At 48.8% G+C, this 24755-nt stretch carries 14 protein-coding genes; 4 read left to right on the top strand and 10 right to left on the bottom strand.

What is annotated here, in order from left to right:
- Nucleotides 1-636 precede the first annotated feature (636 nt).
- Complete coding sequence (ppdK, locus tag A1359_RS11730) at nt 637-3372, top strand: pyruvate, phosphate dikinase (RefSeq protein WP_066982808.1); 2736 nt, start codon at nt 637-639, stop codon at nt 3370-3372.
- A 120-nt stretch (nt 3373-3492) separates the two neighbouring features.
- Here ppdK and purL read toward each other — a convergent pair whose 3' ends face one another.
- From purL to A1359_RS11685, 9 genes are all read right to left on the bottom strand, one after another.
- Nucleotides 3493-7392 (bottom strand): phosphoribosylformylglycinamidine synthase, encoded by a 3900-nt coding sequence (gene purL / locus A1359_RS11725; RefSeq protein WP_066982804.1) that lies wholly within the window; start codon nt 7390-7392, stop codon nt 3493-3495.
- Between the two features lie 113 nt (nt 7393-7505).
- On the bottom strand, nt 7506-8306 hold the full coding sequence (bamC, locus tag A1359_RS11720) for an outer membrane protein assembly factor BamC (protein WP_066982801.1): 801 nt from the start codon (nt 8304-8306) through the stop codon (nt 7506-7508).
- Complete coding sequence (gene dapA / locus A1359_RS11715; RefSeq protein WP_066982798.1) at nt 8303-9184, bottom strand: 4-hydroxy-tetrahydrodipicolinate synthase; 882 nt, start codon at nt 9182-9184, stop codon at nt 8303-8305. The genes bamC and dapA overlap by 4 nt, the downstream gene beginning before the upstream one ends.
- Nucleotides 9185-9254: 70 nt before the next feature.
- The gene (locus A1359_RS11710) at nt 9255-9710 is read right to left on the bottom strand and encodes a YaiI/YqxD family protein (protein WP_083960610.1); all 456 of its coding nucleotides are present in this window, start codon (nt 9708-9710) and stop codon (nt 9255-9257) included.
- Complete coding sequence (locus A1359_RS11705; RefSeq protein ID WP_066982795.1) at nt 9707-10411, bottom strand: phosphatase PAP2 family protein; 705 nt, start codon at nt 10409-10411, stop codon at nt 9707-9709. The genes A1359_RS11710 and A1359_RS11705 overlap by 4 nt, the downstream gene beginning before the upstream one ends.
- A gap of 1 nt (nt 10412) precedes the next feature.
- Nucleotides 10413-11930 carry an ArnT family glycosyltransferase gene (locus tag A1359_RS11700; protein WP_066982792.1) on the bottom strand — a complete coding sequence of 506 codons (1518 nt, stop codon included), beginning with the start codon at nt 11928-11930 and terminating at the stop codon, nt 10413-10415.
- An 8-nt stretch (nt 11931-11938) separates the two neighbouring features.
- On the bottom strand, nt 11939-13684 hold the full coding sequence (gene recJ, locus A1359_RS11695; RefSeq protein WP_083960609.1) for a single-stranded-DNA-specific exonuclease RecJ: 1746 nt from the start codon (nt 13682-13684) through the stop codon (nt 11939-11941).
- Nucleotides 13685-13894: 210 nt separating this feature from the next.
- Nucleotides 13895-15265, bottom strand: coding sequence for a DNA repair protein RadA (gene radA / locus A1359_RS11690; RefSeq protein ID WP_066982789.1), 1371 nt, complete (start codon nt 15263-15265; stop codon nt 13895-13897).
- Nucleotides 15266-15420: 155 nt separating this feature from the next.
- Complete coding sequence (locus tag A1359_RS11685) at nt 15421-15822, bottom strand: DUF6524 family protein (RefSeq protein WP_066982786.1); 402 nt, start codon at nt 15820-15822, stop codon at nt 15421-15423.
- Between the two features lie 615 nt (nt 15823-16437).
- Between A1359_RS11685 and A1359_RS11680 the strand changes: the two genes are divergently transcribed.
- From A1359_RS11680 to A1359_RS11670, 3 genes are all read left to right on the top strand, one after another.
- Nucleotides 16438-17562: a VPLPA-CTERM sorting domain-containing protein gene (locus A1359_RS11680; protein ID WP_066982783.1), complete on the top strand. Its 1125-nt coding sequence runs from the start codon at nt 16438-16440 to the stop codon at nt 17560-17562.
- Nucleotides 17563-17940: 378 nt separating this feature from the next.
- Nucleotides 17941-19494 (top strand): tetratricopeptide repeat-containing sulfotransferase family protein, encoded by a 1554-nt coding sequence (locus tag A1359_RS11675; protein WP_066982780.1) that lies wholly within the window; start codon nt 17941-17943, stop codon nt 19492-19494.
- Nucleotides 19495-20054: 560 nt separating this feature from the next.
- Nucleotides 20055-20939, top strand: coding sequence for a VPLPA-CTERM sorting domain-containing protein (locus tag A1359_RS11670; RefSeq protein WP_066982777.1), 885 nt, complete (start codon nt 20055-20057; stop codon nt 20937-20939).
- Nucleotides 20940-21228: 289 nt separating this feature from the next.
- Here A1359_RS11670 and A1359_RS11665 read toward each other — a convergent pair whose 3' ends face one another.
- Entirely contained in the window at nt 21229-24666 is a 3438-nt protein-coding gene (locus A1359_RS11665) for a tetratricopeptide repeat protein (protein ID WP_157200540.1), read from the bottom strand.
- Between the last annotated feature and the right edge of the window lie 89 nt (nt 24667-24755).

Here is a 24755-nt window from a genome sequence, read left to right as displayed (position 1 = left end):
GCTTTTTTGCCTTATTATAAATCTCCTCTCCCCAACCCTCTCCAGCAGGAGAGGGAGCTTTTTCTTAACTTAATGGCATTGACTCTTCGGTAAATTAGGTAATCCCTAAGCAGCAGCTTTGCTGCCAAACGCGCATTGGCTTATTTGGCCCGGAGTACAAACCTAGGTTTGTACTCCGGCGACTTTTTATACTGAAAAGAAGTAGACATACCCCCGCGCATTTGTTGGTCGATAACTTGAGTTATGTTATTAGCGGTGACAAGGACGAGCAGATGCCGAAAATTTCTCGCAAAATCCATGGCTAATCAGCACGCTTTATGCGGACTCAAGGCTCTGGCGTATATCCCGTTTACTGGGATTATTGGGTTTATTGCCCTTGCGATGAAAAAACTTTTTTCATTCGCTTGTATTATTTGCCGATTAATCCAGTCAAGCATGGTTATGTCACTGATTTGAGATGTTATAGCTATTCCAGCTTGAAAACATTGGGGCGGGATGGGTAGGCACAGCAACTTAAGCTGCATCCGGAGTATAAATATCGATGTTTGGAAGCAGTTTAATCCAAAGAAGCCTAACTTTTCTAACGACAACCATTATAATCAACCTACCTTTCCAATAACTTTCATAAGGTACGTAATGAACCCAAAATACAGCTTCTCATTTGACAAAGGCGATGGCAAAAATAAAGCATTACTAGGCGGCAAGGGCGCAAATTTGTGCGAAATGACGCAAATGGGCCTTAACGTACCACCAGGTTTTGTAATCACCACCGACACCTGTTCTTTGTATCTGGAAAACAAACAGTTACCCAGCGACTTGATGGAAGAAGTCCGTCAGCAAATTACCGATATCGAGCAAGCCACCGGCAAACAGTTTGGCGGCGCTAACGATCCTTTGTTAGTCTCGGTACGTTCCGGTTCGGCGATTTCCATGCCGGGCATGATGGATACCATACTTAATCTGGGCTTGAACAAACAAACCCTGACCGGTCTGATTGAAATGACCGACGATGCCCGCTTTGCCTACGATGCCTATCGCCGCTTCATTCAACTATTCGGCAAAGTAGCATTAGGCATTGATGATGAAAAATTTGATGTGCATTTTCATGCTGTTAAACGAAACGCCGGCATCAAAGCCGATGTGGCTTTAAGCGCCGATCAGTTGCAAGAAATTAGCGAACTCTTTTTGCAAGTGGTCAAAGACGAAACCGGCCATCCCTTCCCGGAAGATGTTTACGAACAACTGGAAATCGCCATTAAAGCCGTATTCAACTCCTGGCTGGGTAAACGTGCGATAGATTATCGCCGCGAATTTCATATCACTCCTGCTGTCGCCAGCGGCACTGCAGTCAATATTGTCACCATGGTGTTCGGCAACATGGGTGACGATTGCGCTACCGGCGTGGGATTTACCCGCAACCCCGGCACCGGCGTGAATGAAATGTACGGTGAATATCTGGTAAACGCTCAAGGCGAAGACGTGGTGGCCGGTATCCGCACCCCCAAGCCTGTGCATGAAATGGCTAAAGAAATGCCGGAGCAATACCGTCAATTGGTAGAACTGCGCAATAAATTGGAAACCCATTACCAAGAAGTTCAGGATTACGAGTACACCATAGAACGCGGTGTGCTGTACTGCCTGCAAACCCGCAACGGTAAAATGAACGCTGCAGCGATGGTTAAAACCTCGATCGACATGGTAGCGGAAGGTTTAATCAGCAAAGAACGCGCGCTGTTGCGTATTAATCCGGAATTGCTGGAACAGTTGCTGCATCCACAATTGACAGCCGACCATGGCCAACAATCCTTGGCGCAAGGCCTGCCGGCTTCACCGGGTGCGGCTTGCGGCAAGTGCGTGTTCGATGCCGATACTGCAGTCCGTTTGGGCAAAACCGGCGAAGACCTGATCTTGCTGCGGGAAGAAACCAAACCGGAAGACATACATGGCTTTTTTGCCGCTCAGGGCATATTGACCAGCCGTGGCGGCAAAACCTCACACGCAGCCGTGGTTGCGCGTGGCATGGGCAAGGCTTGTGTCGCCGGCGCGGAAGATATTCGTGTCGATGTACGGGCGCGCGTGGCCATTGTTGGCGACATTCATATCAAAGAAGGTGACCTGATCACCATCGACGGCAGCACCGGCAATATCTATTTAGGCCGGATTCCGACCATCAAACCCAGCTTCTCTCAGGACTTAAAAACCTTGCTGAGTTGGGCTGATGACAATGCGCGTCTGCGAGTGCATGCCAATGCGGATACTCCGGCGATGGCAAAGTTGGCGGCAGAATACGGTGCCAAAGGCATAGGTTTATGCCGTACCGAACGTATGTTCAACGCGATCGATCGTTTACCGCTGGTGATTGATATGATTCTGGCCAATAACACCGAAGAACGTGAACTGGCCTTGGCTAAATTATTCCCGATTCAGCGCGACGATTTCGAACAATTATTCGAAGCCATGTCGCCCTATCCGGTGACCGTGCGTTTGCTTGATCCACCGATGCACGAATTCTTACCTAATGAGCATCAATTGCTGGATGAAATTAATTCACTCAAGCATTATCTGACCATCGTCAAAGGCCAACGAGTCACCTTGGATACGCTGGCCGGTCATCCTGAACTACCGGCGCCATTCAATTTATTGAATGAAGAAGTTATTTTGGAAGCCATCGCCAAAAAACAAATGATGCTGGACAAAGTTTTGGAGCTATACGAAGTCAATCCCATGTTGGGTCATCGCGGTGTACGTTTGGGCATGAGCTATCCTGAAATCTACAAAATGCAAATCAGATCCATCTTGGAAGCTGCGGCACGTTGTATGAAAAACCGCATCCCGGTGGAACCTGAAATCATGGTGCCACAGGTGATTACTGCGCAGGAATTGAAAAAAGTTAAAGAATTTGTCGATGAAATTCAGGCCGAAGTGGAAGCAGAATACAAAATCAGCCTTAGTTTCAAATTTGGCACCATGATAGAAACCGTACGTGCCTGCACTCGGGCCGACCAACTGGCCACTATTGCGGCATTCTTCTCGTTCGGTACCAATGACCTGACTCAGGCCACTTTCTCGTTTTCACGGGAGGATGCAGAAAATAAATTCTTGCCGCTTTATGAAGATTCCGGCTTGTTACAAGACAACCCGTTCGAAACCTTGGATATTCAAGGCTTAGGCAAGTTGATGAAAATGGCAGTGGAGTGGGGACGCCAAGAACGTCCTGATTTGAAAGTCGGTATTTGTGGTGAACACGGCGGTCATCCGCGCTCCATACAATTCGTGCATAGTTTGGGCTTGAATTATGTCTCCTGCTCCGCTCCGCGGATTCCGGTGGCGCGTCTGGCTGCAGCACACGCTCAATTACTCGATAAGCAATAAACCGATAAACAGAAACCGCCAGCATCAAGCTGGCGGGATTCTCAGTTCAGCCTAAGCAATTCCAGTATAGCCAAAAGGCTGTAGCTGGAATTAGCCGTTCATAACGATTTAAGCCCCGACTTACCCCAGCCAAACCCGAGCATTTCTGAACATCTTCAACCAGGCAGCATCTTCGAGCCAATCAGATGGGTGCCAGGAATTTTGCACGGTTCTAAAGCAGCGTTCCGGATGCGGCATCATGATAGTAAAGCGGCCATCGCTAGTTGTTAAACCGGTAATACCCAAAGGCGATCCATTTGGATTTGCCGGGAATGCCGTGGTTTCTTGGCCGTAGTTATCGACATAACTCAATGCCACTGAGGCATTGGCAGGGTTGAGGTTGCCGAATTCGGCCCGCCCTTCGCCGTGCGCCACGACCACCGGCAACAGGGAGCCTGTCATATCAGTGAAGAAAATCGAGGGTGATGTTTGCACTTTAACCATTGCCACGCGTGCTTCAAATTGCTCGGACAGATTGCGTTTGAACTGCGGCCACTGTTCGGCACCCGGAATGATATCTTTCAAGCCGGACATCATTTGGCAACCATTACAAACCCCCAAACCAAAGGTGTCAGGTCTGGCGAAAAAGGCGGCAAATTCATCACGGGCTTTGGGATTGAATAAGATAGACTTGGCCCAGCCGCCGCCAGCACCTAACACGTCACCGTAGGAAAAGCCGCCACAGGCTACTAGCCCGCTAAAATCGGCCAGACTGACCCGACCGGAAATGATATCGGTCATATGCACGTCGAAGGCTGCGAATCCGGCTCTATCAAATGCTGCCGCCATTTCCACATGACCATTTACGCCCTGTTCACGCAAAATAGCCACTTTCGGCCTTGCAGCATTAGCAAACTTTGCCACAACATTATCATTCACATCAAAACTCAATGATGCAGTCAAGCCGGGATCGTTATCGTCTGCAATGCGTTCGAATTGTTGGCGCGCGCAATCAGGATTATCTCGCAGGGCTTGCATGCGATAGCTGACTTCCGACCAAATTTGCTGTAACGCTGCCCGACTGGCCGTGTAGAGCGTATTGTCGCCATGCTTGATGATCAATTGCTGCCCGGCAACGATTTTACCGACCGGATAACTGCAATGACTCAAACCGACTTGATCCAGAATATGCAAAACTTGATTGGATTCAGCAGTTTTAACTTGTATAACTGCACCTAATTCTTCATTGAACAACGCAGCCAAGACATCATCACCCAATACCGATAACTCCAGCTCAACGCCCTGGCGACCGGCAAACAGCATTTCCGTCACGGTGGCTAACAAACCGCCGTCCGCGCGGTCGTGATAAGCTAACAGCAAGCCTTGTTCATTTAAGTTCTGAATAGTATCGAAAAATCGTTTGAACAAATCGGCATCATCCAGATCCGGTGCTTGATTGCCCAGTTGGTTGTAAACCTGGGCCAGCACCGAACCACCCAGCCGATTCTTGCCCTGTCCCAGATCTATCAATAGTAATACGCTATCTTCCGACCCACAGATTGCGGCATCCTGTAACTGCGGGGTCAAGGTAAGACGCACATCCTGCACCGGGGCAAAGGCGGTAATGATCAATGACACAGGCGATGTCATGGTTCTATCAGTCTGCTGGTCTTTCCAGACCGTTTTCATCGACAGCGAGTCTTTACCGACTGGAATCGCAATACCCAATTCCGGACATAATTCCATACCGATCGCTTTGACAGTATCGAACAGCACGGCATCTTCGCCTGGGGTCCCACATGCCGCCATCCAGTTGGCCGACAATTTGACGTCATTGAGTTTGCCGATACGTGCCGCAGCCAGATTGGTCAAGGCTTCACCAATCGCCATGCGACCGGATGCAGGGCCATCGATCAACGCTAGCGGTGTGCGTTCGCCCAGGGCCATGGCTTCGCCGGTATAGGCATAAAAACCGGAGGCCGTAACGGCCACATCGGCCACCGGTACTTGCCAGGGCCCAACCATTTGGTCACGCGCCACTAAACCGGTTACCGAGCGGTCACCAATATGAATCAAAAAGCTTTTGTCGGCCACGGCCGGAAACGCCAGCACCCGTTTGATAGCTTCTGCCAGTTCGACTTGGTCGAGTTGGAGGTCAGGTAAGGTTTTTGGCAGGCGCTGTATATCTTTATGGATTTTTGGCGGCTTGCCGAATAATACCGACATCGGTAGATTTACTGGATCTTTACCGTCGAGCCACGCATCACTTAAACTCAGGTGCTCTTCGTCGGTGGCTTCGCCTATCACGGCGTATAAACAATGTTCGCGTTCGCAGAAGGATTGAAACAGTTCCAGCGATTCGGGTTTAATCGCCACCACATAGCGTTCCTGGGCTTCGTTACACCAGATTTGCATCGGCGACATGCCTTTGTCGGCATTCTGCACCTTGCGCAATTCAAAGCGACCGCCGCGATCACAGTCGTGGATAATCTCCGGCACCGCATTGGACAAGCCACCAGCGCCGATGTCATGAATGGAAATAATCGGTGTGTTGTGGCCCAAGGAATTACAGTGGTTGATCACTTCCTGACAGCGGCGCTCCATTTCCGGGTTTTCCCGTTGTACGGAGGCAAAATCCAGTTCGGCTGCACTTTCGCCCGAGGTTTGCGAGGAAGCCGCGCCGCCGCCCAAACCAATCAACATGGCCGGACCACCCAAGATAATGATCAACGAACCAGCTGGAATCGGGTGTTTATCCACCAACATTGGCCGAATATTGCCCATGCCGCCGGCGATCATGATGGGTTTGTGATAGCCACGAAATTCATTGGCCGCGCCGGTTTCTGCCGGTTGTTCGAAACTGCGGAAATAACCGGCAATATTCGGGCGGCCGAATTCGTTGTTAAACGCCGCGCCACCTATCGGGCCTTCCAGCATGATATCCAACGCCGAGGCAATGCGCTCCGGCTTGCCGTTATCGCTTTCCCAGGGTTGTGCCAAGCCGGGGATTTTTAAATGCGAGACGCTAAAGCCGGTCAGACCAGCTTTGGTCGCCGAACCGCGCCCGGTGGCACCTTCGTCACGAATTTCGCCGCCGGAACCTGTGGCTGCGCCCGGATGCGGCGAAATCGCCGTCGGATGATTGTGGGTTTCCACTTTCATCAGAATATGCGCCTGCTCTTCTACATAAGCATAGCTGTGAGTATTGGCATCGCGGATAAACACTTGCGCAGTCGGCCCGGCCATCACAGAAGCGTTGTCGCTGTATGCCGACAACACACCGTGCGGATTGTGGCTATGGGTATTGCGTATCATCGCAAACAGGGACTTGGCCTGTTCCTCGCCATCTATCGTCCAGCTGGCGTTGAAAATTTTATGCCGGCAATGTTCCGAATTGGCCTGGGCGAACATCATCAACTCGACGTCGGTCGGGTTGCGGCCCAATTTGGTAAAACTGTCGGTCAAATAATCGATTTCATCTGCGGACAAAGCCAGACCCAAGGCTGTATTGGCTGTCAGTAGTGCGGCACGACCTTGCTCAATAATGGCTACTGTTTGCAAAGGCTTGGGTTCATGTTCGGCAAATAGATCAAGCTGGGCGGCATCCGTGACAATTTGCTGTGTCATGCGGTCATGCAGTACGGCAGCTAATTTCTGCACGGCTGCGGCGCTTAACTCAGCAGAGCTGGTAAAGCGATATTCGATACCGCGTTCTAACCGTTTGACTGCAGACAATCCGCAGCGCTCGGCAATTTCAGACGCTTTACTTGACCAAGGTGAAATAGTGCCTAAACGTGGCACCACCCAAAGCTTGGTTTCAGTGCCGCCAGAAACTGCCTCCACACTGGGATAACCGTAATCCAGCAAGCGCAGCAAAATTTCAGTTTCTTCATCGGCTAGAGATCGAGCATCATGCGTCGCTACAAAATGTACAAAATGCGCGGTGACTGTCTGAATACGGCTATCCAGAGCTTGCAACTGGCTGAGCAATTTTTCAATACGAAATGTGGAAAGTGCGGGGGTACCGGATAGTGTCAACATGATGATTTGATAAGGCAAAAAACGGATTAGGACATAGGGGGCTAAAGAACGCGGGAACAATAGCAACCCGCGATCAGGAAACTGGGCATAAAAATGATGATTAAAAGCGCCCGCTATTGCTGTTCAGATGCGGGTTGCTCGTCAGCAGATTGCTCAGCATTGGTTTCCGGCGCAGGCTGCTCATTAGTGGTTTCTTCTGCTTTAACAGGATCACCATTCTGTTGGCCAATATTGATACCTTCGGCAATCAATCCAAGCAAAGAATTCGCCGTCTGATTGGAAAGCGATTCGCCCTTACTGTTCTGAACGGTCACTTCACTCATTTCTGCACCGAGGGACTGAACAGTAACTCGATACTCTTGCTCCTGACTGGGATCGTCACCAAATAAGAAATTGATTTCATCCCAAATACTATCGTCGCTGACTTTCTCTGCTTTGGGGTCGTATTTGACATAAAAATAACCTTTATCAATATTGCGCTCGACCACTTCCAGTTTTTGCCGAGTCAAAGCTTTGCCGACCGTGCGGGTGGCAGCATTTTTAGCTTGGTCAATCTGCAATGTACTGGCAGTTGAAGTAGATGCAGCAGGCGCAGACTCTGGGGTTTGATCGCTGGCACTTTCTTCCGCTGTATTGGTATCCGCGGACTCAGTAGTTGCATCCTCGGATTCAGCTGTATAGCGCGACCCGGTTACCGGATCAGGTTCAGGCAGTGCTTTCTCGACAGGACGCGAAGGAAGACTGGCAGAAGCTTTATTTTTTAAATCATCCGGTATGATGAGTTCGGGTATTTCGGTAGTAAACTGATAGTCTCTTTCCTTGTCCGGAAACCAGCTTTTAATCACGCCGCAAGCAGAAAGCCCGGAAACAAGCAAAACACCGACTATCAAACGCGCACTGCATTTAATCGTCATATTGATAAAACACCGGCCTGTTGCATGGCAGTGCGAACCGGAGCTATACAATCATCAGTCAACCAGGTCAAAGGCAACCGTATGCCCTTACCCATCAAGCCCATTTCCACCACCGCCCATTTAACCGGAATTGGGTTTGATTGAATAAACAAGCTGTTGTGTAAGCCAGTTAGTTTGGCATCCAACGCTTCAGCCGTTGCCCGGTCACCACGCATGGCCGCAGCCAGCATTTCTCGTATCAGTTTGGGGGCTACGTTACCGGTTACCGTGATGCTGCCGTTGCCACCCAACAAACAAAATTCAAGGCTGGTAGCGTCATCGCCGGTGTAAATCGCAAAGTCATCACCGGTTAAATCACGAATTTGTTTAACTCGTTCCAACTTGCCAGTCGCCTCTTTGACACCTACGATATTATCGATTGCGGCCAGTCTGCCGACTGTTTCCGGCAACATATCGCAAGCGGTTCGGCCCGGCACGTTGTACAAAATCTGCGGAATATCGACCGCTTCGGCAATGGCTTTGTAGTGAAGAAACAGACCTTCTTGAGTTGGTTTATTGTAATACGGTGTAACCAACAAACAGGCATCGGCGCCCGCTAGTTTGGCTCTTTGCGTTAAATGAATGGCTTCACGGGTGCAATTGGCGCCGGTTCCTGCAATGACTGGAATCCGTCCGTCCACACAGCGAACGATGGTTTTGATGACATGACAATGCTCGTCTTCATCCAGTGTTGCCGATTCGCCTGTGGTGCCGACAGCAACCAGCGCATCTGTGCCTTGCTCGATATGAAACTCCACCAGCTTTTTCAGACTAACGTCATCTAATGCGCCGTCTTCAGTCATCGGGGTTACCAAAGCAACGATACTACCTTGAATCATGCAAATCTCTCGTCAGAATTTTTTCAAAAACAGTCGGCATTATAACAAGCTAAACAGCAAAACCAGCCTGTTAAATTCGCTGGCTAGTCAGAAATCTATCCAGAGCATTGGCAAAATTCTGCACATCCTTTGCCGCCATGGCCGCAGCGCCCCCGGAAACCAGCCCATTATTACGCATTTCTTCCATAAAATTACGCATGGCTAACTTTTCGCCGATATTATGCTTGCCATACACTTCACCGCGTGGATTGATGACAAAACCTTGCTTCTCGATAATGTTGGCCGCCAACAGAATGTCACCGGTAATCACTAAATCTCCGCTCTGCAGATGCTGAACAATATAATCATCCGCCACATCAAAACCGCCGCTGACACGTATCGCCCGGATATATTTTGACGGCGGTGCAGCAATAAATTGATTGGCAACCAGCAACAAGCTTAACTGTTTTTTTTGTACAACTTTAAACAGCACGGTTTTAATTAGATTGGGGCATGCATCAGCATCTACCCAGATAGTCAGACTCATGATGGGTTCTCAGGCTTAGCATGGTCAGGTTTCGCGCTTAAGAACCAGCCGTAATATAGCGCATAGCCCACAAAAAACATTAGATAGCCGGACCATAAAACATCGGACATAAAATGCCCACCGGCACTCATGCGGCTAAAACCCATGAAGCTAGCCAGACTGATGGTCAGCAAAAAATAGAATCTCTTATGCTTTTGCGACAGAAAGTAAAATACAAAAAACAAATAGGCCACCGAACAATGACCGCAAACAAAAGACTTATCCGGACTATGCGCCAACTTCAAAGGTGGGGCATAAGCATATTCGCCACCAAACTGCTGAATATGCACAGGTCTCGGCCGACCCCAATGATCCTTAAAAACAAAATTCACCATCAATAGCGGCCCAATCAGAATAATCAATAAGATATACAAGGCTTTCCTCTGCAACCGTCGACAAAAATCATAAAAGTATCCAGCTATGTAAACAGTCAATGCCGCCAAACCGACTGCCAAGCACGACGCAAAAACATAGTCATATAGCAGCTTAAACGGCCACCAATATTGATACGGCCAGACTTGGCCAGATTTATCAGGCTGATAAAACCATGCCGCTATTTCAAAATCCAGATCAGTCAACCAAAAAACGGCTGTGGAGGAAATCATTAGAATCAACAACGATAAGAATTCAACCCGGGCGCGTTTATTTATTTGCTCAGCCATGTTATTGATTGACGGCTCTTGCAGCCAAGTTGGGCCAGGCAATCAGGTTTTCGGCTAAATAAACATAATACGGTGAGTTCGCGTTATCGGGATTGGCAATCTGCGCCACAAAACTAACCCTGGAAAAGGCATTTTTCAATGTGATCGGTAGATTTTCTTCCGGAGTTTCGCCAATGATAAAGGCATTTTTACCGGTAAATTTATCTGGCCCTGGCCACACCTCATATTGACTCATCACTTGGCCGGACTCCTCATAACGATAGACTTGAGGGTGATCGGGCAAATAAAACGCAAGCTGACTGGCCAGATAGCGATGTCCCAGTGCAACAACGAAGCTTTGATCCAGACTATCCGAACTCATCAAACGATCAAAATGAATATTGACGGCCAATTCCTGCCAATTTTTAAAACGCTTGGTGGGATCGAAAGCAGTGTCTTTTAAATTGAAGCCATGTAATAGCAACGGCAGCATGTAAGTCATCAACACCAGCAGATAACCAAGCGCCAAGGCAAATTTAACTGACTTTTTCCAGCTGCCGGCCGCCCACTTGCCAGCCAATAGAATCAAACCGCTAATGTAAAACGGCATCGGCCAATTACCCTGCACTTTTTGCAACAAGCTCAATAGCAAAATAGCCAGCACCAGCAGCGGCCCCATCAACCATAAAAACTGTTGTTCAGCAGTCAAATGTCTGAATTTAAACGCTGACTGTACGCTGACTATCATCACCAACACAAATGTAATCGGCGATATCAATAACAACTGGTAGACGAAAAAATCTACGGCATATTGCAGATGGGTTGCCAGGCTGACGACTTCAGGATTGCCAAAATGACCTTGACTGTGCCCAAACATCACCCAATCGTGTTGTTGGTTCCAAAGCAAAATGGGTATAGACACGCCTACCATGGGTAATAAATACCACCAATATTCGCGTTTTAGATAGCATCGTCTTTGCCGATCGATCAACAAAAAAACCAGCAACATCACCGGCATGACAAGTGCAGCCTGCTTGCTAAGCAAAGCTGCCGCACTAGCCAGGCCAGCCCAGAACCAAGCAATCGACTGCTGTTCAAACAATGCTTTTCTAAGGTAATACAGAGACATGATCCAGAAACAATATAACGGCGGATCAATCGTCATCAGAAAATTAGCCAACAAATTGATGGGGGTGACCAATATCAATAGCAAAGCTAGCGCCGCTGCGCGTGGCCCATAAAATGCTTTGGCTGTGGCATGAAAATAAAACAAAAACAGCGTACCCAACAACAAGGTTGGTAATCGCACCACCACAGTATAATCACCGAACAAGCCGGTAACAGCCGCAATCAACCAGGCAACCATCGGTGGTTTGCTGAAATAACACCAATCCGGTTGCCGCGACCAATCCCAGTAATAACTCTCGTCGCCGATTAAATCCATGCCATTGAAGTATAAAAACCCACCACGCAAGACCAATAATGCCATCAGCAGACTAAAAATATGAGCATCCGTCCAGCTCAAGACTCTTTCAAACATGGCTTGATCTATCCTAGTTTTTCCAGATATTGCAATTGCAATTGCAGGCTACGCTGACCGCGGTATTCGTTAATATCCAACTTATACACGCCGATTACTTTACGACAACCCAGCCAGTTTTCCGGCTTATCGGCAAAAAAAGCAATCGCATCGATTAATAAATTGCTAAAGGGTAGTTTTAACACGAACTTAAGATGCTGTTTACCAACGATACGACACTGAAATACATCAAACACGCCATCAAATGCCGGTTCCGGAAAGGCCTGACCCCAAATAGCAGCCTGCTGCAATTGTTCGGCAAACTCCAAGGTTAAATATTCTGTATCTAGTTGCCCGTCTGACCAGGCTTTTTGCTCCAGATCGACTTGATGCAATTTAGCAGCCACTGCATCGGCAAACAGTAAGGCAAAATGCGGATAATCATGTAATTTAATACTTAATCCAGCCGCCATGGCGTGCCCACCAAATTTATTGAGCAACTGTGGATGTGCGGCAGCAATATCACTTAAAACGTCTCTAATATGCACACCATTGATAGATCTGGCCGAGCCTTTGATAATGCCTTCATCGGCTGGTGCAAAGGCAATCACCGGTCGATGTAATCTATCCTTGATGCGTGAAGCTAAAATCCCAATCACACCCTGATGCCAATTAGCATCGTATAAACACACGCCTGCCGGCACTTTCTTCTCATCCAGCGCCTTCATTTCAGCCAACAAGGCCATGGCCTCAGTTTTCATCTGACCTTCGACCTCTTTACGGTCTTGATTCAAGGCATCCAACTGTTCGGCAATATCGCCAGCTAATTCTGCATCTTCCGTCAACAGACATTGGATACCCAAAGTCATATCGTCCATCCGCCCGGCAGCATTTAAACGCGGCGCAATGGCAAAGCCTAAATCAGCAGCCTGTATATTATTTAATTGCCGACCTGACTTTTCCACTAAAGCCTTAATGCCACACTGACAGCGACCGGAGCGAATACGCAGCAAACCTTGATGGACCAAAATCCGGTTAACCTGATCCAATGCCACCACATCGGCCACCGTACCCAAGGCCACGTAATCCAGCAATTGCGCCAGATTTGGTTCGCCGATGCCGGCTTTCTCAAACCAATGCAATTCCCGTAAGCGTATGCGCAAGGCCATCAACACATAGAACATCACGCCAACACCGGCAATATGGGTGCTGGGAAATTTGTCTTCCGGCTGATTGGGATTGACGATAGCATCGGCAGCCGGCAATTCTTGTCCCGGCAAATGATGATCGGTAATTAACACTTGTATACCAGCGGCTTTAGCGGCATTTACGCCTTCGATGCTGGAAATACCATTATCAACCGTCAGGATAACATCGGGATTTTGTTGCTTGACTAGCTCGACAATTTCCGGGGTCAAGCCATATCCATACTCAAACCGATTGGGCACAACAAAATTTAACTGTTTAACCCCGAATAAAGCCAAGCCCTTGATCGCCAATGCACAGCTAGTGGCACCATCAGCATCAAAATCGGCTACAACGGTTAAGGCTTTCTGTTCTTTAATAACGCTAATCAAATGCTCAACCATGGTCTGCATGCCATGCAACAACCAAGGTGAGGGTAAATGTGACAAGCTACGCTCCAGCTCATCGGCATGTTGAATCCCGCGACTGGCGAAAATCCGCTGCAATACCGGATCGATCTCGCCTAACTGCAGATTAGCCATGGTTTGTGGCCGCTGAGCAATAATCTTTTTGACACCTTGTAAATACATATCAGCTTAGCACTCAGTCAATTTGAATCTGATGGGTAGGAATTTAAAAAACGTTGGTGATGCGCTTATCGACAAACTCAGTAATTTCAGGGTTTGAAAATGCAGACGTAGCTAGTATCCAATAAAACAAGTATGACTGATTACCAGATTCAACATTTCAAAAAAACCTCATGTTACTGCCTCACTTTTTCTTTCCACCAACCAGCAGCACTATAATTCAGTCAATGCAGTCAGCGCTTCCTGAATATTAGTTACCGCATGAATCTGCAGATTTTTGATCGGCTCTTTGGGCTTATTGCTCTTAGGAATAATGGCGCGTTTAAAACCATGCTTGGCGGCTTCATTCAGGCGGGCATGACCATTGGCGACCGGGCGAATTTCGCCATTTAAGCCCACCTCGCCAAAAAACACCGTGTCGTAAGGAATGATGCGGTCGCGTAGGCTGGAAACCACGCCAACCATGATGGCGAGGTCAGTACTGGTTTCCGATACCTTGATGCCGCCGACCACGTTGGCGTAAATCTCATCGTTGCCGGTAAAAATGCCGCCGTGGCGCGATAACACCGCCAATAGCATCGCCAGTCGATTTTGATCCAGTCCCACCGCCAATCGCCTTGGATTACCATACTGGCTTTCCGTGACTAGCGCCTGAATTTCCACTAACAAAGGTCTTGTGCCTTCCCACAACACCGTTACTACGCTGCCGGGCGAGGGTTTTTCCGCCCGCGATAAAAACATAGCCGACGGGTTTTTAACTTCCTTCAAACCGCTGCTTTCCATGGCAAAAAAACCTAATTCGCCGACACTGCCGAAGCGATTTTTGTCGGCCCGCAATACCCGAAACCGCGCGTCGTCGGTAGAGGATAAAACCACCTGCGCATCGACGATATGACTCAATGTCATCGGGCCGGCCAACGATTGATCCTTAGTGACATGGCCAACCATGAAAAACGATACACCGGTGCGTTTGGCATATTGAGTCAGATAACTGGCTGATTCTCGCACCTGCGAGACCGAACCCGGAGCGGATTCAGAAGCAGTGGTATACATGACCTGAATCGAATCTATGATCACCACTCGTGGTTGTTCTTCGTCCAAAATCTGGCAAATCTGCTCTACCGAAGTTTCGGCCAGCATTTTGATACCGGCAGTTTGTAAGCCCAACCGGTGCGCGCGCTCAGCAATTTGTTGCAAGGATTCTTCGCCGGATACATACAACACCGGCAGCTTTTGGGCAATATGTGCAATGGCTTGTAAAAGTATCGTACTCTTGCCCGCCCCCGGCGCACCACCGATTAAGGCCACGCTACCGGTCACTATACCGCCGCCTAACACGCGATCGAACTCGGCCAGGCCAGTGGAAATACGTTCAGCCTGGGCCAGATTGACTTCCGATAACAAATGCACTTCACTACGAGTGCCGGCATAACCCGAGTTGTCCCGGCCAGGCTTGGCGTTATTGCCAAGCCGCACTTCCTTGATGGTATTCCATGCCCCGCATTGATTGCACTGGCCGGACCAGCCCGCATAATCGGCCCCGCAATCGGTGCAGACGTAAGCGGATTTTTGTTTTTTAGCCATAAGTGATAGAAATCATTGGGATGTTGTTTGGGAGATTTGATAAAAGGCTGTACTCAAGACCCTAATCAGTCTGAATTTAAAGTAAGACCGTGCCATTCAAGGGTCGATTTTCCTGCTAGCTGATGTTTATCGGCGATTAATATTTTGAATATTTATCAATCGCGATCGTGATCATCTTCCACCTCAACCCGCCCTGAGAGTCGACGCCAGATGTGCGACCAGGCCATGCCGACTGTGAGGATAGCCGAAACAACCACCAAGACCACATAGTTCAGCACCCCTTCACTCGCCGTTAACCAGCCCAAATCAAATATCAGCCAAGTCAGAGAACCGAAAAAAGCCAAAGCCATGATAATACCCAACATGCCCAGCGATTCCAGTGTCGCGTGCAGAAACAAAAACCAGCCAATCAGCAAAACCACACCCACAAAAACCAGCCCGGCCGTTACGTTTGGCAACGTATTTAATCCCCATTGTACAAAAGACCAGCCAGAAGGGTTCCAGGTAGCAAACACCAAAATCAGCGCTGCTAAAAAGCGAATTAAAATACCTGTCATTGTTTAACCTGCGTGGTCAAAGACAGCCATATTGGCCACCAAACTTAAAAATACCTTCATTGAGCTAACTCCATAATATTTTGTTACAACTATATAAAGTAACAACAAAATGCAGTTTAGGAAAAACCGTCTCAGAAGTAAAACTTTTTGGATTAGCCCTCTACTCTTTCAGCATGCTTCAAGCAAGTCAGCCTACCGACTTGCCATTAACAACTTACACATCGCCAAGCTGTGACATACATTGCGAAGCATTCATGACGCGTTATCCAAAACCAGTCACATTCCTTTTGTTAATAAATTGTGTGAAATGCCTTAATTTTCCAAGAACTGAGTCATATCACACACCGGAGAGCAGTTACTCTCTGTAAGCCATAGAGCACAAGCCAGATTACTTTTAGCATGTTTAATGCCTTATATTAGAAATTTGACAGGTACTTTTGTCATTTACTTAAGGAAGAGAAAAAGCCACACCCATTGTGAAATGGGGCCGGAAAGTGCGAGATCTTACCTCAAGAGCGTCGCACCACCTCTTTGGATATGCAAACGGATGGGCCCGGATTTTCCAAAATCACATCCGGTCGATCTACATCTTTTGTAAAATTTTTGAGGCATAAAATGAAAAAAACTCAACTTTCTAAAGCGATTGCTTTCGCACTGACTGGCGCAGCTCTGTCAATGGGCGCCGTTACTGAGGCATCTGCAGCATCCACCACCATGTACAACCTGTATCGGGCCAACTTTGCCGGTTACGGCCCGGGTGGTCAACCGAACGTCAACCCGGCGATCTACACAGCCACCAGCACCACGCCCTGCGCCCCCTGCGACACTTACTTTAGCACCCCCTATGGCGGCGCTGATAACGGTACAGGCAATGATACCGACGGCTTTGTCTGGGACGCCAACCCTAATGGCTACTTCGATGACCCAAATAATCCAAATGCTGATCCACTCAAGCAACCCGTGGAATATGGTCATAAAGCCGCCAACGCCGATCCCAATCGCCCCGGCTGGGTAGGCATCGGCGGCTCGTCAACCCCCGCATTGAGCACGCCCTTTGGCTACAGCAGCTCCGGCACATTGAATTGGGCAATGGAATTGCAAGGCGGCGGTTCCGGGGAAATTTCCAATGCCGATGCCATATCCCGCTACAGCCAATCAGCAAACATAGACACCGCCAGAGGTGCCTGGAGCAATGCAGCCAACGCAAGAGACATGGGCTGGAAATACGACCTGGATTGGGGCTTGATCAAATCGGATGCCACCGGCCTCATCACCCTCAGCATCACAGGGGTTAACGAAACCGCCAACTACGGTTTCACCATCTTCCAGGGCATGAGCCCGAATGCGAACGGATTTTACACCCATCATGGCGCCTGGAATGACAATGTGAACCGCAACCCCTCCACCGGCGCCGAGCAGTTGTCAACCCGCTCCATACCCGGTCTAACCGGTTTTACTATCGCGGATATCGTCGCTTACAGCGTCGGCGATAATCCATTGACGGCCGAAAACGATCCGCTGCGATTAAACACCATCACTTTTAACGCCGTGGCCGGGCAGGTTTATACGGTTGCATTAGGCGGGTATCAGAATGGCGGCCAGTACGACAGCACCGACGGTTATAAATTAACCATTTCCCAAGCGTCCCCCGTGCCTGTGCCCGCTGCTGCCTGGTTGTTCGGTGGCGCTATCGCCAGCTTAATCGGCGCCAACCGCCGCAAACGCGTGATGCCGGCTTAATGGCATAATCCGTCATCTGCAACGACCACCTGCGTTCTCCGAACTAGCCTCCAGAGAACGCTGGTGCGCCGCATTCTTAAATGTTGCTCGCAATGAGCAACCGCAAGGACAGGCGTTTTGCGCCATCATAGGTAAATGACTTAAATCCCCCCCGGCGCCTCACCTTTTGGCCCGAGGGATTTTTTTTGGTTCATGCTTTGTCATCCCGGATGCCGTAAACTGCATACAGGAATCAACACCCCCAAAACCACCAAACCAAAACGTAGCCCGGATGCAGCCTGCGGAATCCAGGGGAAATCCACGCTATAAGCCAAGTATAATCACGCCCATCTCAACAGCAAAAGACGGGTAAGGCCCATTGCGACAACAGCAAAAATTATGAAACCTTCAATTATCAATCTAGAAAGCCTGCAGCAACAGGCGCAACAAGCCATAGCGCGCTCGGATTTTGCTGCTGCCGAAACGTATTTCCGCCAACTGGTTGAAGCAAAACCCAATGATGCTTATTTTCAAGCCAGCTTGGGGCAGGCGCTGTGCTGCTTGCACCGGCGCAAACAAGGTATAGAACATTTACTCAAAGCCGCTCGCATATTGGGGCGCCAAGCCAGTAAAACCCGCGATCCGCACTTTTTGGTGCAGCTATCCGGACAATTGGCGCATTGGGGCGAAATGGCAACGGCCGAGCGCTTGGCCCGACAAGCCGTGGCCTTGCTGCCCAAATCGCCGGTAACGCTGAACAATTTAGTGCTATGCCTAAGCCGTTTGAATCGTACTAAGGAAGCACTACCGCTTTCGCAACAGGTTTGCCAATTGCTGCCCGAACATCCGGGCTGCAACATCATGCTGGCTATTTTAGAAGCCAAACTGTTAGACCCGGAACAAGCCCCGGCCCGTCTGGAGCGCATCATCGCGCAAAATGCGGAGCCCGATCAAACAGCTCGCGCCTGGCTGGAAAAAGCCGGCATTCTGGATAAAACCGGCCGTTACGACGAGGCTTTTTTAGCGATGAACAAGGCCGGCGAAATGCACGCGGCCTTATCGCCCTACAGCCCGCAACAACGAGAAATGATTTACGACACGCTGGAGCTCAATCGTGAAGGCTTTAATCAATCGCTGTTACAACGCTGGTCAAAACAGACGCTGATCGATGACGGCTTGCCCGCACCGGCGTTTTTAATGGGATTCTTGCGCTCCGGCACCACCTTGAGCGAACAAGTCATCGGCTCCCATCCGCAACTGATCGCCACCGACGAAAGTACGGTAATCCACGAAATGTCGCAGGAACTGGAACGCATGACCGGAATTAGCGGCGACCACAGCCGAGCCCTGGCCTTATTGCGCGTACCGGAAATAAAACATCTGCGGCAGTTTTATTGGCAACGGATGCGCGAAGAGTACGGTGATGAGGTCATGCGGAAACAACTGATCGACAAAAACGCCTTACACACGATTGAACTCGGGCTGATCAACGTGATTTTTCCGGAGGCGAAAATTCTGTTTGCCCTGCGCGATCCGCGTGACATTTGTTTAAGTTGTTTCATGCAAGCCTTCGGCACAGCGCCGGCCACCGCTAATTTAACCTCGTTACCCAATATCGCCAGACAATATCAAGCCGTGATGGATTATTGGTTAGCGATCAAAGACCTTATCCAGCCAAACTATCTGGCCTTACGCTACGAAGATACCGTAAACGATTTCGAAGCCACCTTTCGCCAAGTGTTCGCGTTTTTAGGGGTGGATTGGCATGCCAACGCGCTTAAATTTCATCAACGCGCACAAAACCGTTATATCTCCACACCCAGTTTCTCCGCGGTCTCCCAACCCCTCTACACCACAGCCGTCAAGCGCTGGCAAAACTATCAAACGCACATTCAGACAATCGAGCCGCAATTGCAGTCTTTTATCGATGCTTTTGGTTATTCAGACATTTAAATTTCTTTTTTTTACCCGTTGATAACGGACTTATCCAGTAAGCTGAATCCAAAAAATTGATTTTTGGCGTGTTATTTGCCTTTATTTTAATGCAGCATACAAATATTCTCAAAACTTGATAAGCGTAAATTCAGCAAGCGCACGAAATGCAGGAACCAGCCGCCAACAGCAAAATGAAGCCTGGATGAAGCTGCGGAATCCGGGTTAAATAGAACACCAAAACTCAATTAATGCGGCATATACCTTATTTTTTAAAAAAGTGCGGCTTATCACACAGTAATTTTGATATTAAGCAGAGTAAACCATCGATTACACTTAGAGTCATACATGGCACGTAAAATGCTTATCAATAAGCAGCTTGGCAACGACTATTTTGTCAGCTGCTCAAGAAAGAGAAAAAGCCACTCTCATCGTGAGATGGGTTCGGAAAGCGTGAGGCCTTGCCTCAAGACGGTCACGCCGCCTCTTTCGAGAAACTAAACCCGACTCCGTTAACATCCATAGCATGCTGTTATCGGATCGACTGCTTATAAACAATATTAATAATTGAGGCAAAACCTATGATGAAAACTAAACTTGCTCGTGCCATTGCGATGACTCTTGCTGGCGGCGCATTGTCCCTGGGTGCAGTATCCACTGCTTCGGCGACATCCACCACCATGTACAACATGAACTTAGCTGCAAATCAAACGACTGGCACTGATGGCTGGGTCTGGGGCGGGCTGAGCAACCCAACTTATGGAACTCTTACAGCCAATTTCGTAGGCACTGCTAGCGCCACATCCACACCCTTTGGCTATAGCGGCACCTCGCATTTAAACTGGGCCTTGCAACTAGGTGCAGCGGGTGACACCGCGGTTATTTCCAAGGCTGATTCACTGCAATACAACACTGCTTCTAATTGGAATGGTTCAGGCGCTGAAATCGACACCGGCGCCGGCGCTTGGCTAGACAACACCGGAACGGGCTGGAAACACCAAACCGATATCGGTTTGATCAAGTCCGACGTCAATCAAATGATCACGATTAACTTGACACGCCTGGATGCTCTTTCTAGTCCATTGGCTCCAAACGACAACTTCGGCGTAACTATCTTCAGCGGGATGGATACCAAAACGGGATCTTATAGCCACCACGGCGGCTGGAACAACCCATCCAAACCTTCTACTACCAGCAATCCATTTGGCACCACAGGCGTAAACTATGTGATGCGTGACGGCACTGTTGATGCTGTCAATGGCATTACATTTGAAGCATTGGCAGGTCAAATCTACTCGATCTACTTGGGTGGGGCTGGCGTTGGCAAATGGAATGCAAATGTCTCCAATTACCAACTGAACGTTAGTAGCTCTCCGGTACCTGTCCCAGCCGCTGCCTGGCTGTTCGGCGGCGCCTTGATTAGCTTGGTCGGCGCCAACCGTCGCAAAAAAGTTCTACCAGCGTAATTGAGCGTTTATATAGGGATGATTTAAAGGACAAGGTGCAAAGAGCACCAGAACAGGAAAGTTGAGAATCCCCTGGCAATCAATGGTTGCCAGGGGATTTTTTTGTTGCCGAAAATCGACGGAAAACTCGTAGCAAGTAGCCCGGATAACACGAAGGCTAAACCCGGGGTGGTTATGACGCCCCGTATTTCGCACATTTCACACTCAGTAGACTATCGCAAAAGGCAACACTATATCTTCTCCCCTCGGGAGAAGGTTAGGATGATGAGCTTTTGACTACCTGTTAGAGTTAGCCGCCCAGTTTTTTCAACAGCTGTTTGGCTTGTTCTATGCCGTTAAAGTCACCCTGCTGCTGTGCCAACTCAAGTGCTTTTTTCAGCTCTGGTAAAGCAGCATTTGCATCACCAGACTTGTGGTAGGCTTCGGCCAAATGGTAGCGTATTGCCGCAAGATTCGGCGCAGCAGCAGCTGACTTTTTCAGCGCTGCAACTGCTTTTTCCGTATCACCCGATTTAAACATCACCCAACCGTAGGTATCCAGAAAATAAGGATTGGATGTATCCTTAAACCGCTCAACCAGCGCCACGGCTTGTTGGATAGCAGCCGGTTCGTCACTTGCATTGACCAATAAATCGGCCAGATTATTGGCTACCTCATCATTACCGGGGTATTTTTGGGTCAACTCTTTATATATGACGATCGCCTCAGGCGTTTTTTGGTTTTGCTCATAATACTTGGCAAGATCCATCTGAAACTCCGGTACTTCAGGCGATTCTGCCAATGCATTTCGATACAGGGTTTCAATCTCGGCGGATTTGCCCTGTAACTGCAGTACGCTAGCCAACACTCGGTAGGTCGATACGGATTTTGGATCACGTTTCAGCGCTTCCCGCAATATCTTATCGGCATCAGCCCATTGTTTTTCAGTAGCATACACTAAACCCAATGCATTATGCGCTGCGATACTGTTAGGATTCTTATCAATAAAGGATTTTAAATAACTAATGGCCTCTTTACGCTGTCCAGCGGCTTCGTAGGCGCCAATCAATCCCGAAATTGCTTGCTCGGCCTTGGGTTGTTTAGCGAGCACCTCTTTATAAGACTTAATCGCATCCGCGTGATGCCCTTGTGCACTTGCCAAAAGGCCATTCAGCATTTCTGCACTGATGGCGCTTTGAGGTTGTTTTTTCAATTCATCGACCACGGCTTGCGCACCCGACCAATCTTTTTTAGTCACGCGAAATTGCACTAAAAGCTCGGCGATTTGCGGATTGGCCGGATTGGCTTTGAATGCTTTTTCTACGCGGGTTTGTGCGAGGCCGTCTTCGCCACGCTGACGCATGTTCGCCACTAAAGGCTGTAAGGCCTGTATATTGCCGGAGTTTATGTCCAGGGCTTTTTGCCATTGTGCTTCAGCCGCTGTTTGATCGCCTTTTTGCACAAAGGCCTGTGCCAGCATTAGCATTGCTCGATCAGCCTCGGGGCGTTTTTCCAGCAAATGCTGTAAATCGGCTATAGCGCCATCGAGATCTTTTGCATCCATTCTCAACCCCGCGCGCAGCAACAATGCTTCGGCGTTGTCGGCATCGATTTTCAACACCTCATCAACCAAAACGCTTGCCGTCGACGCATCATTTTTTTGCCGCAAAGCAATCTGAGCCAGTTGTAAGCGCGCTGCCTGACCTTCATTGCCGGACGGATCAGCTATTACAACTTCTTTCAACACAACTTCTGCATCGGGAATACGTTTGTGAGAAATATAGAAACCTGCCAGACGCGCTTTCAGCCTAAGCTCTTTGGGACTGGCATTAGCATATTCTTTTAACATTGCTTCAGCATTCGCCTCATCGCTACGCTCAACAATGCCAACCAGACGGAGTTTGAACTCAAGATTATCCGGGGCTTTCTGGACAGCCTCACGTAAGACTTTTTCGGCGTCACCCCACTGTTTTTCTTCTACATAGGCCGATGCTAACAGCGAATAAGCGGGGAGACTGTCGGGGTTTTTCTGCATAAAACCTTTCAAATAGACTATAAAATCCTTGTTTTTGCCGGCAGCCTGATAGGCGTTTGCAAGCGCACCCAGCGCCCGAGTCTGGTTTGGCTGAGCTGCCAACACAGCTTTGTAATGAGCAATCGCCTCGTCATAATTTCCACGCTGCGCTGCCAACAAACCACTCCATAACCCCGCTGCAACTTGGCTTTGTGGTAGTTTCTGTAACTCGGCGACCGCCGCATCTGCACCTGCCCAATCCTTCTTCGCTGCCTTAACCTGCACCAAAAGCTCCAGCAATGCCGGATTGTTGGGACTGGCTTTCATGGCTTTATCCAATAACTCTTCGGCGCGCGTTATATCGTTTCTTTTAATCAACTGCCCAGCCATCGGCGCCAGAGCCGATAGATTGGCAGGATTCACTTCCAGCGCTTTGCGCCAATGACTTTCGGCAACCTCGGTTTCGCCTTTAATCATATAGGCTTGCGCCATCATCACCATGGCACGATCTGAGTTGGGCTGGTCGCGCAATACGATACGCAGATCGGAAATCGCTCCATCGGCATCCTTGTTATCAATGCGTAAACCTGCCCGCAATAGCAAGCCTGTACTATTTCCTGCGTCTATAGTCAACACTTCATCGACTAATTTTTCCGCAGCCGGTTTGTCATTCTTTGCCCAAGCCAGTTCGGCCAGTCGCACCTTGGCCGCCAATCCGTCTTTGCCGGTCGCATCGGCTGACACAATGTCATTTAAGATAAGTAACTCATCTTCCGGGCGTCCACGCTCCGCATAAAAACGCGCAAAACGCGTTTTTAATTGGATATCATCTGGCCGCGCAGTCACAAATTCTTTTAGTTTGGCTTCAGCTTGCGCCGCATCACGACGCTCGATCAAACTGACCAACTTGAGCTTGAAGTCTACATCCTCAGGATTCTTAGCTATAGCATCGCTTAAGGCCTTTTCCGCCTGATCAACCTTACCCACACCAACCAATAAGTCGATTTGTGAATTACGCAGGGTTTTGTTATCGGGATGAAGCGCGATCAATTTTTCAAAATCAGCAGTCACCTCGTCAAACTGTTTAAGCTCCGTCTTAATGCGAATTTTCATCAACCATAGTGCTATGTTATCTGGATTGCTTTCAATACCACGATTCAAAGCGGCCAAAGATTCATCATAACGTTTGTCGGCTGCCAAAATACTCACCAACGAGACTATCGCATCGCTATTGCTAGGGTCTTTTGCAAGCACCTGTTGGATTTGCTGCAGCGCCTCGGCATTTTTACCGTCGCGAAACAACAGCGCGCTTTGAAAAATGAGCGCATTAGTATCCTCCGGATTAAGCTTTAGCGCAGTGGCTGCAGCTTCTTTTGCCTTATCAAGCTGCCCCTGAAGCATATAGAGCTGACCTAGTTTCACCTGTGCATCTAGATGATTGGGATCGAGTGTCACAGTCTCCTGCAAAGCCCCAAACATAGCCTTCCAATCCTGTTTCTTTTCTTCCAGTAGCGCTAGACCGTAGTAGGCATCAGCCAATTTTGGATTGATCTGCAAGGCATTTTTGAATTGAACTCGCGCACTCTCCATATCACCCTTGTCATAAAGAGATTTCCCTGCCTGAATGAATTGCTGCGGGTCTTCTTCAGCGCAGGCCGTCAGCATAACCAGTAGACAAATAGCCAACATTTTTGATACACGGGGGGATGAAAGGGTTTTCAATCTGTCAGTCACAATTGGATTCCTTGATTAAATATAGTGATTAAAAATCGTTGATGGCTAGGATGGGCGCTCCAATGAACCAGATAAGGAATGAATGCCAA

The sequence above is a fragment of the Methylomonas lenta genome, from assembly GCF_001644015.1.
GTDB classification, from domain to species: domain Bacteria; phylum Pseudomonadota; class Gammaproteobacteria; order Methylococcales; family Methylomonadaceae; genus Methylomonas; species Methylomonas lenta.
The sequence above is the reverse complement of the archived record's forward strand: the minus strand, read 5'-3'. Positions and strand labels throughout refer to the sequence as shown.

What these genes read in the sequence shown, in the direction of transcription:
- dapA (WP_066982798.1), bottom strand. Translation starts at nt 9,184, where the DNA reads ATGATTCAAGGTAGTATCGTTGCTTTGGTAACCCCGATGACTGAAGAC.
- A1359_RS11680 (WP_066982783.1), top strand. Translation starts at nt 16,438, where the DNA reads ATGAAAAAAACTCAACTTTCTAAAGCGATTGCTTTCGCACTGACTGGC.
- radA (WP_066982789.1), bottom strand. Translation starts at nt 15,265, where the DNA reads ATGGCTAAAAAACAAAAATCCGCTTACGTCTGCACCGATTGCGGGGCC.
- bamC (WP_066982801.1), bottom strand. Translation starts at nt 8,306, where the DNA reads ATGACGATTAAATGCAGTGCGCGTTTGATAGTCGGTGTTTTGCTTGTT.
- A1359_RS11685 (WP_066982786.1), bottom strand. Translation starts at nt 15,822, where the DNA reads ATGACAGGTATTTTAATTCGCTTTTTAGCAGCGCTGATTTTGGTGTTT.
- A1359_RS11710 (WP_083960610.1), bottom strand. Translation starts at nt 9,710, where the DNA reads ATGAGTCTGACTATCTGGGTAGATGCTGATGCATGCCCCAATCTAATT.
- ppdK (WP_066982808.1), top strand. Translation starts at nt 637, where the DNA reads ATGAACCCAAAATACAGCTTCTCATTTGACAAAGGCGATGGCAAAAAT.
- A1359_RS11670 (WP_066982777.1), top strand. Translation starts at nt 20,055, where the DNA reads ATGATGAAAACTAAACTTGCTCGTGCCATTGCGATGACTCTTGCTGGC.
- A1359_RS11700 (WP_066982792.1), bottom strand. Translation starts at nt 11,930, where the DNA reads ATGTTTGAAAGAGTCTTGAGCTGGACGGATGCTCATATTTTTAGTCTG.
- recJ (WP_083960609.1), bottom strand. Translation starts at nt 13,684, where the DNA reads ATGTATTTACAAGGTGTCAAAAAGATTATTGCTCAGCGGCCACAAACC.
- A1359_RS11675 (WP_066982780.1), top strand. Translation starts at nt 17,941, where the DNA reads ATGAAACCTTCAATTATCAATCTAGAAAGCCTGCAGCAACAGGCGCAA.
- purL (WP_066982804.1), bottom strand. Translation starts at nt 7,392, where the DNA reads ATGTTGACACTATCCGGTACCCCCGCACTTTCCACATTTCGTATTGAA.
- A1359_RS11705 (WP_066982795.1), bottom strand. Translation starts at nt 10,411, where the DNA reads ATGGCTGAGCAAATAAATAAACGCGCCCGGGTTGAATTCTTATCGTTG.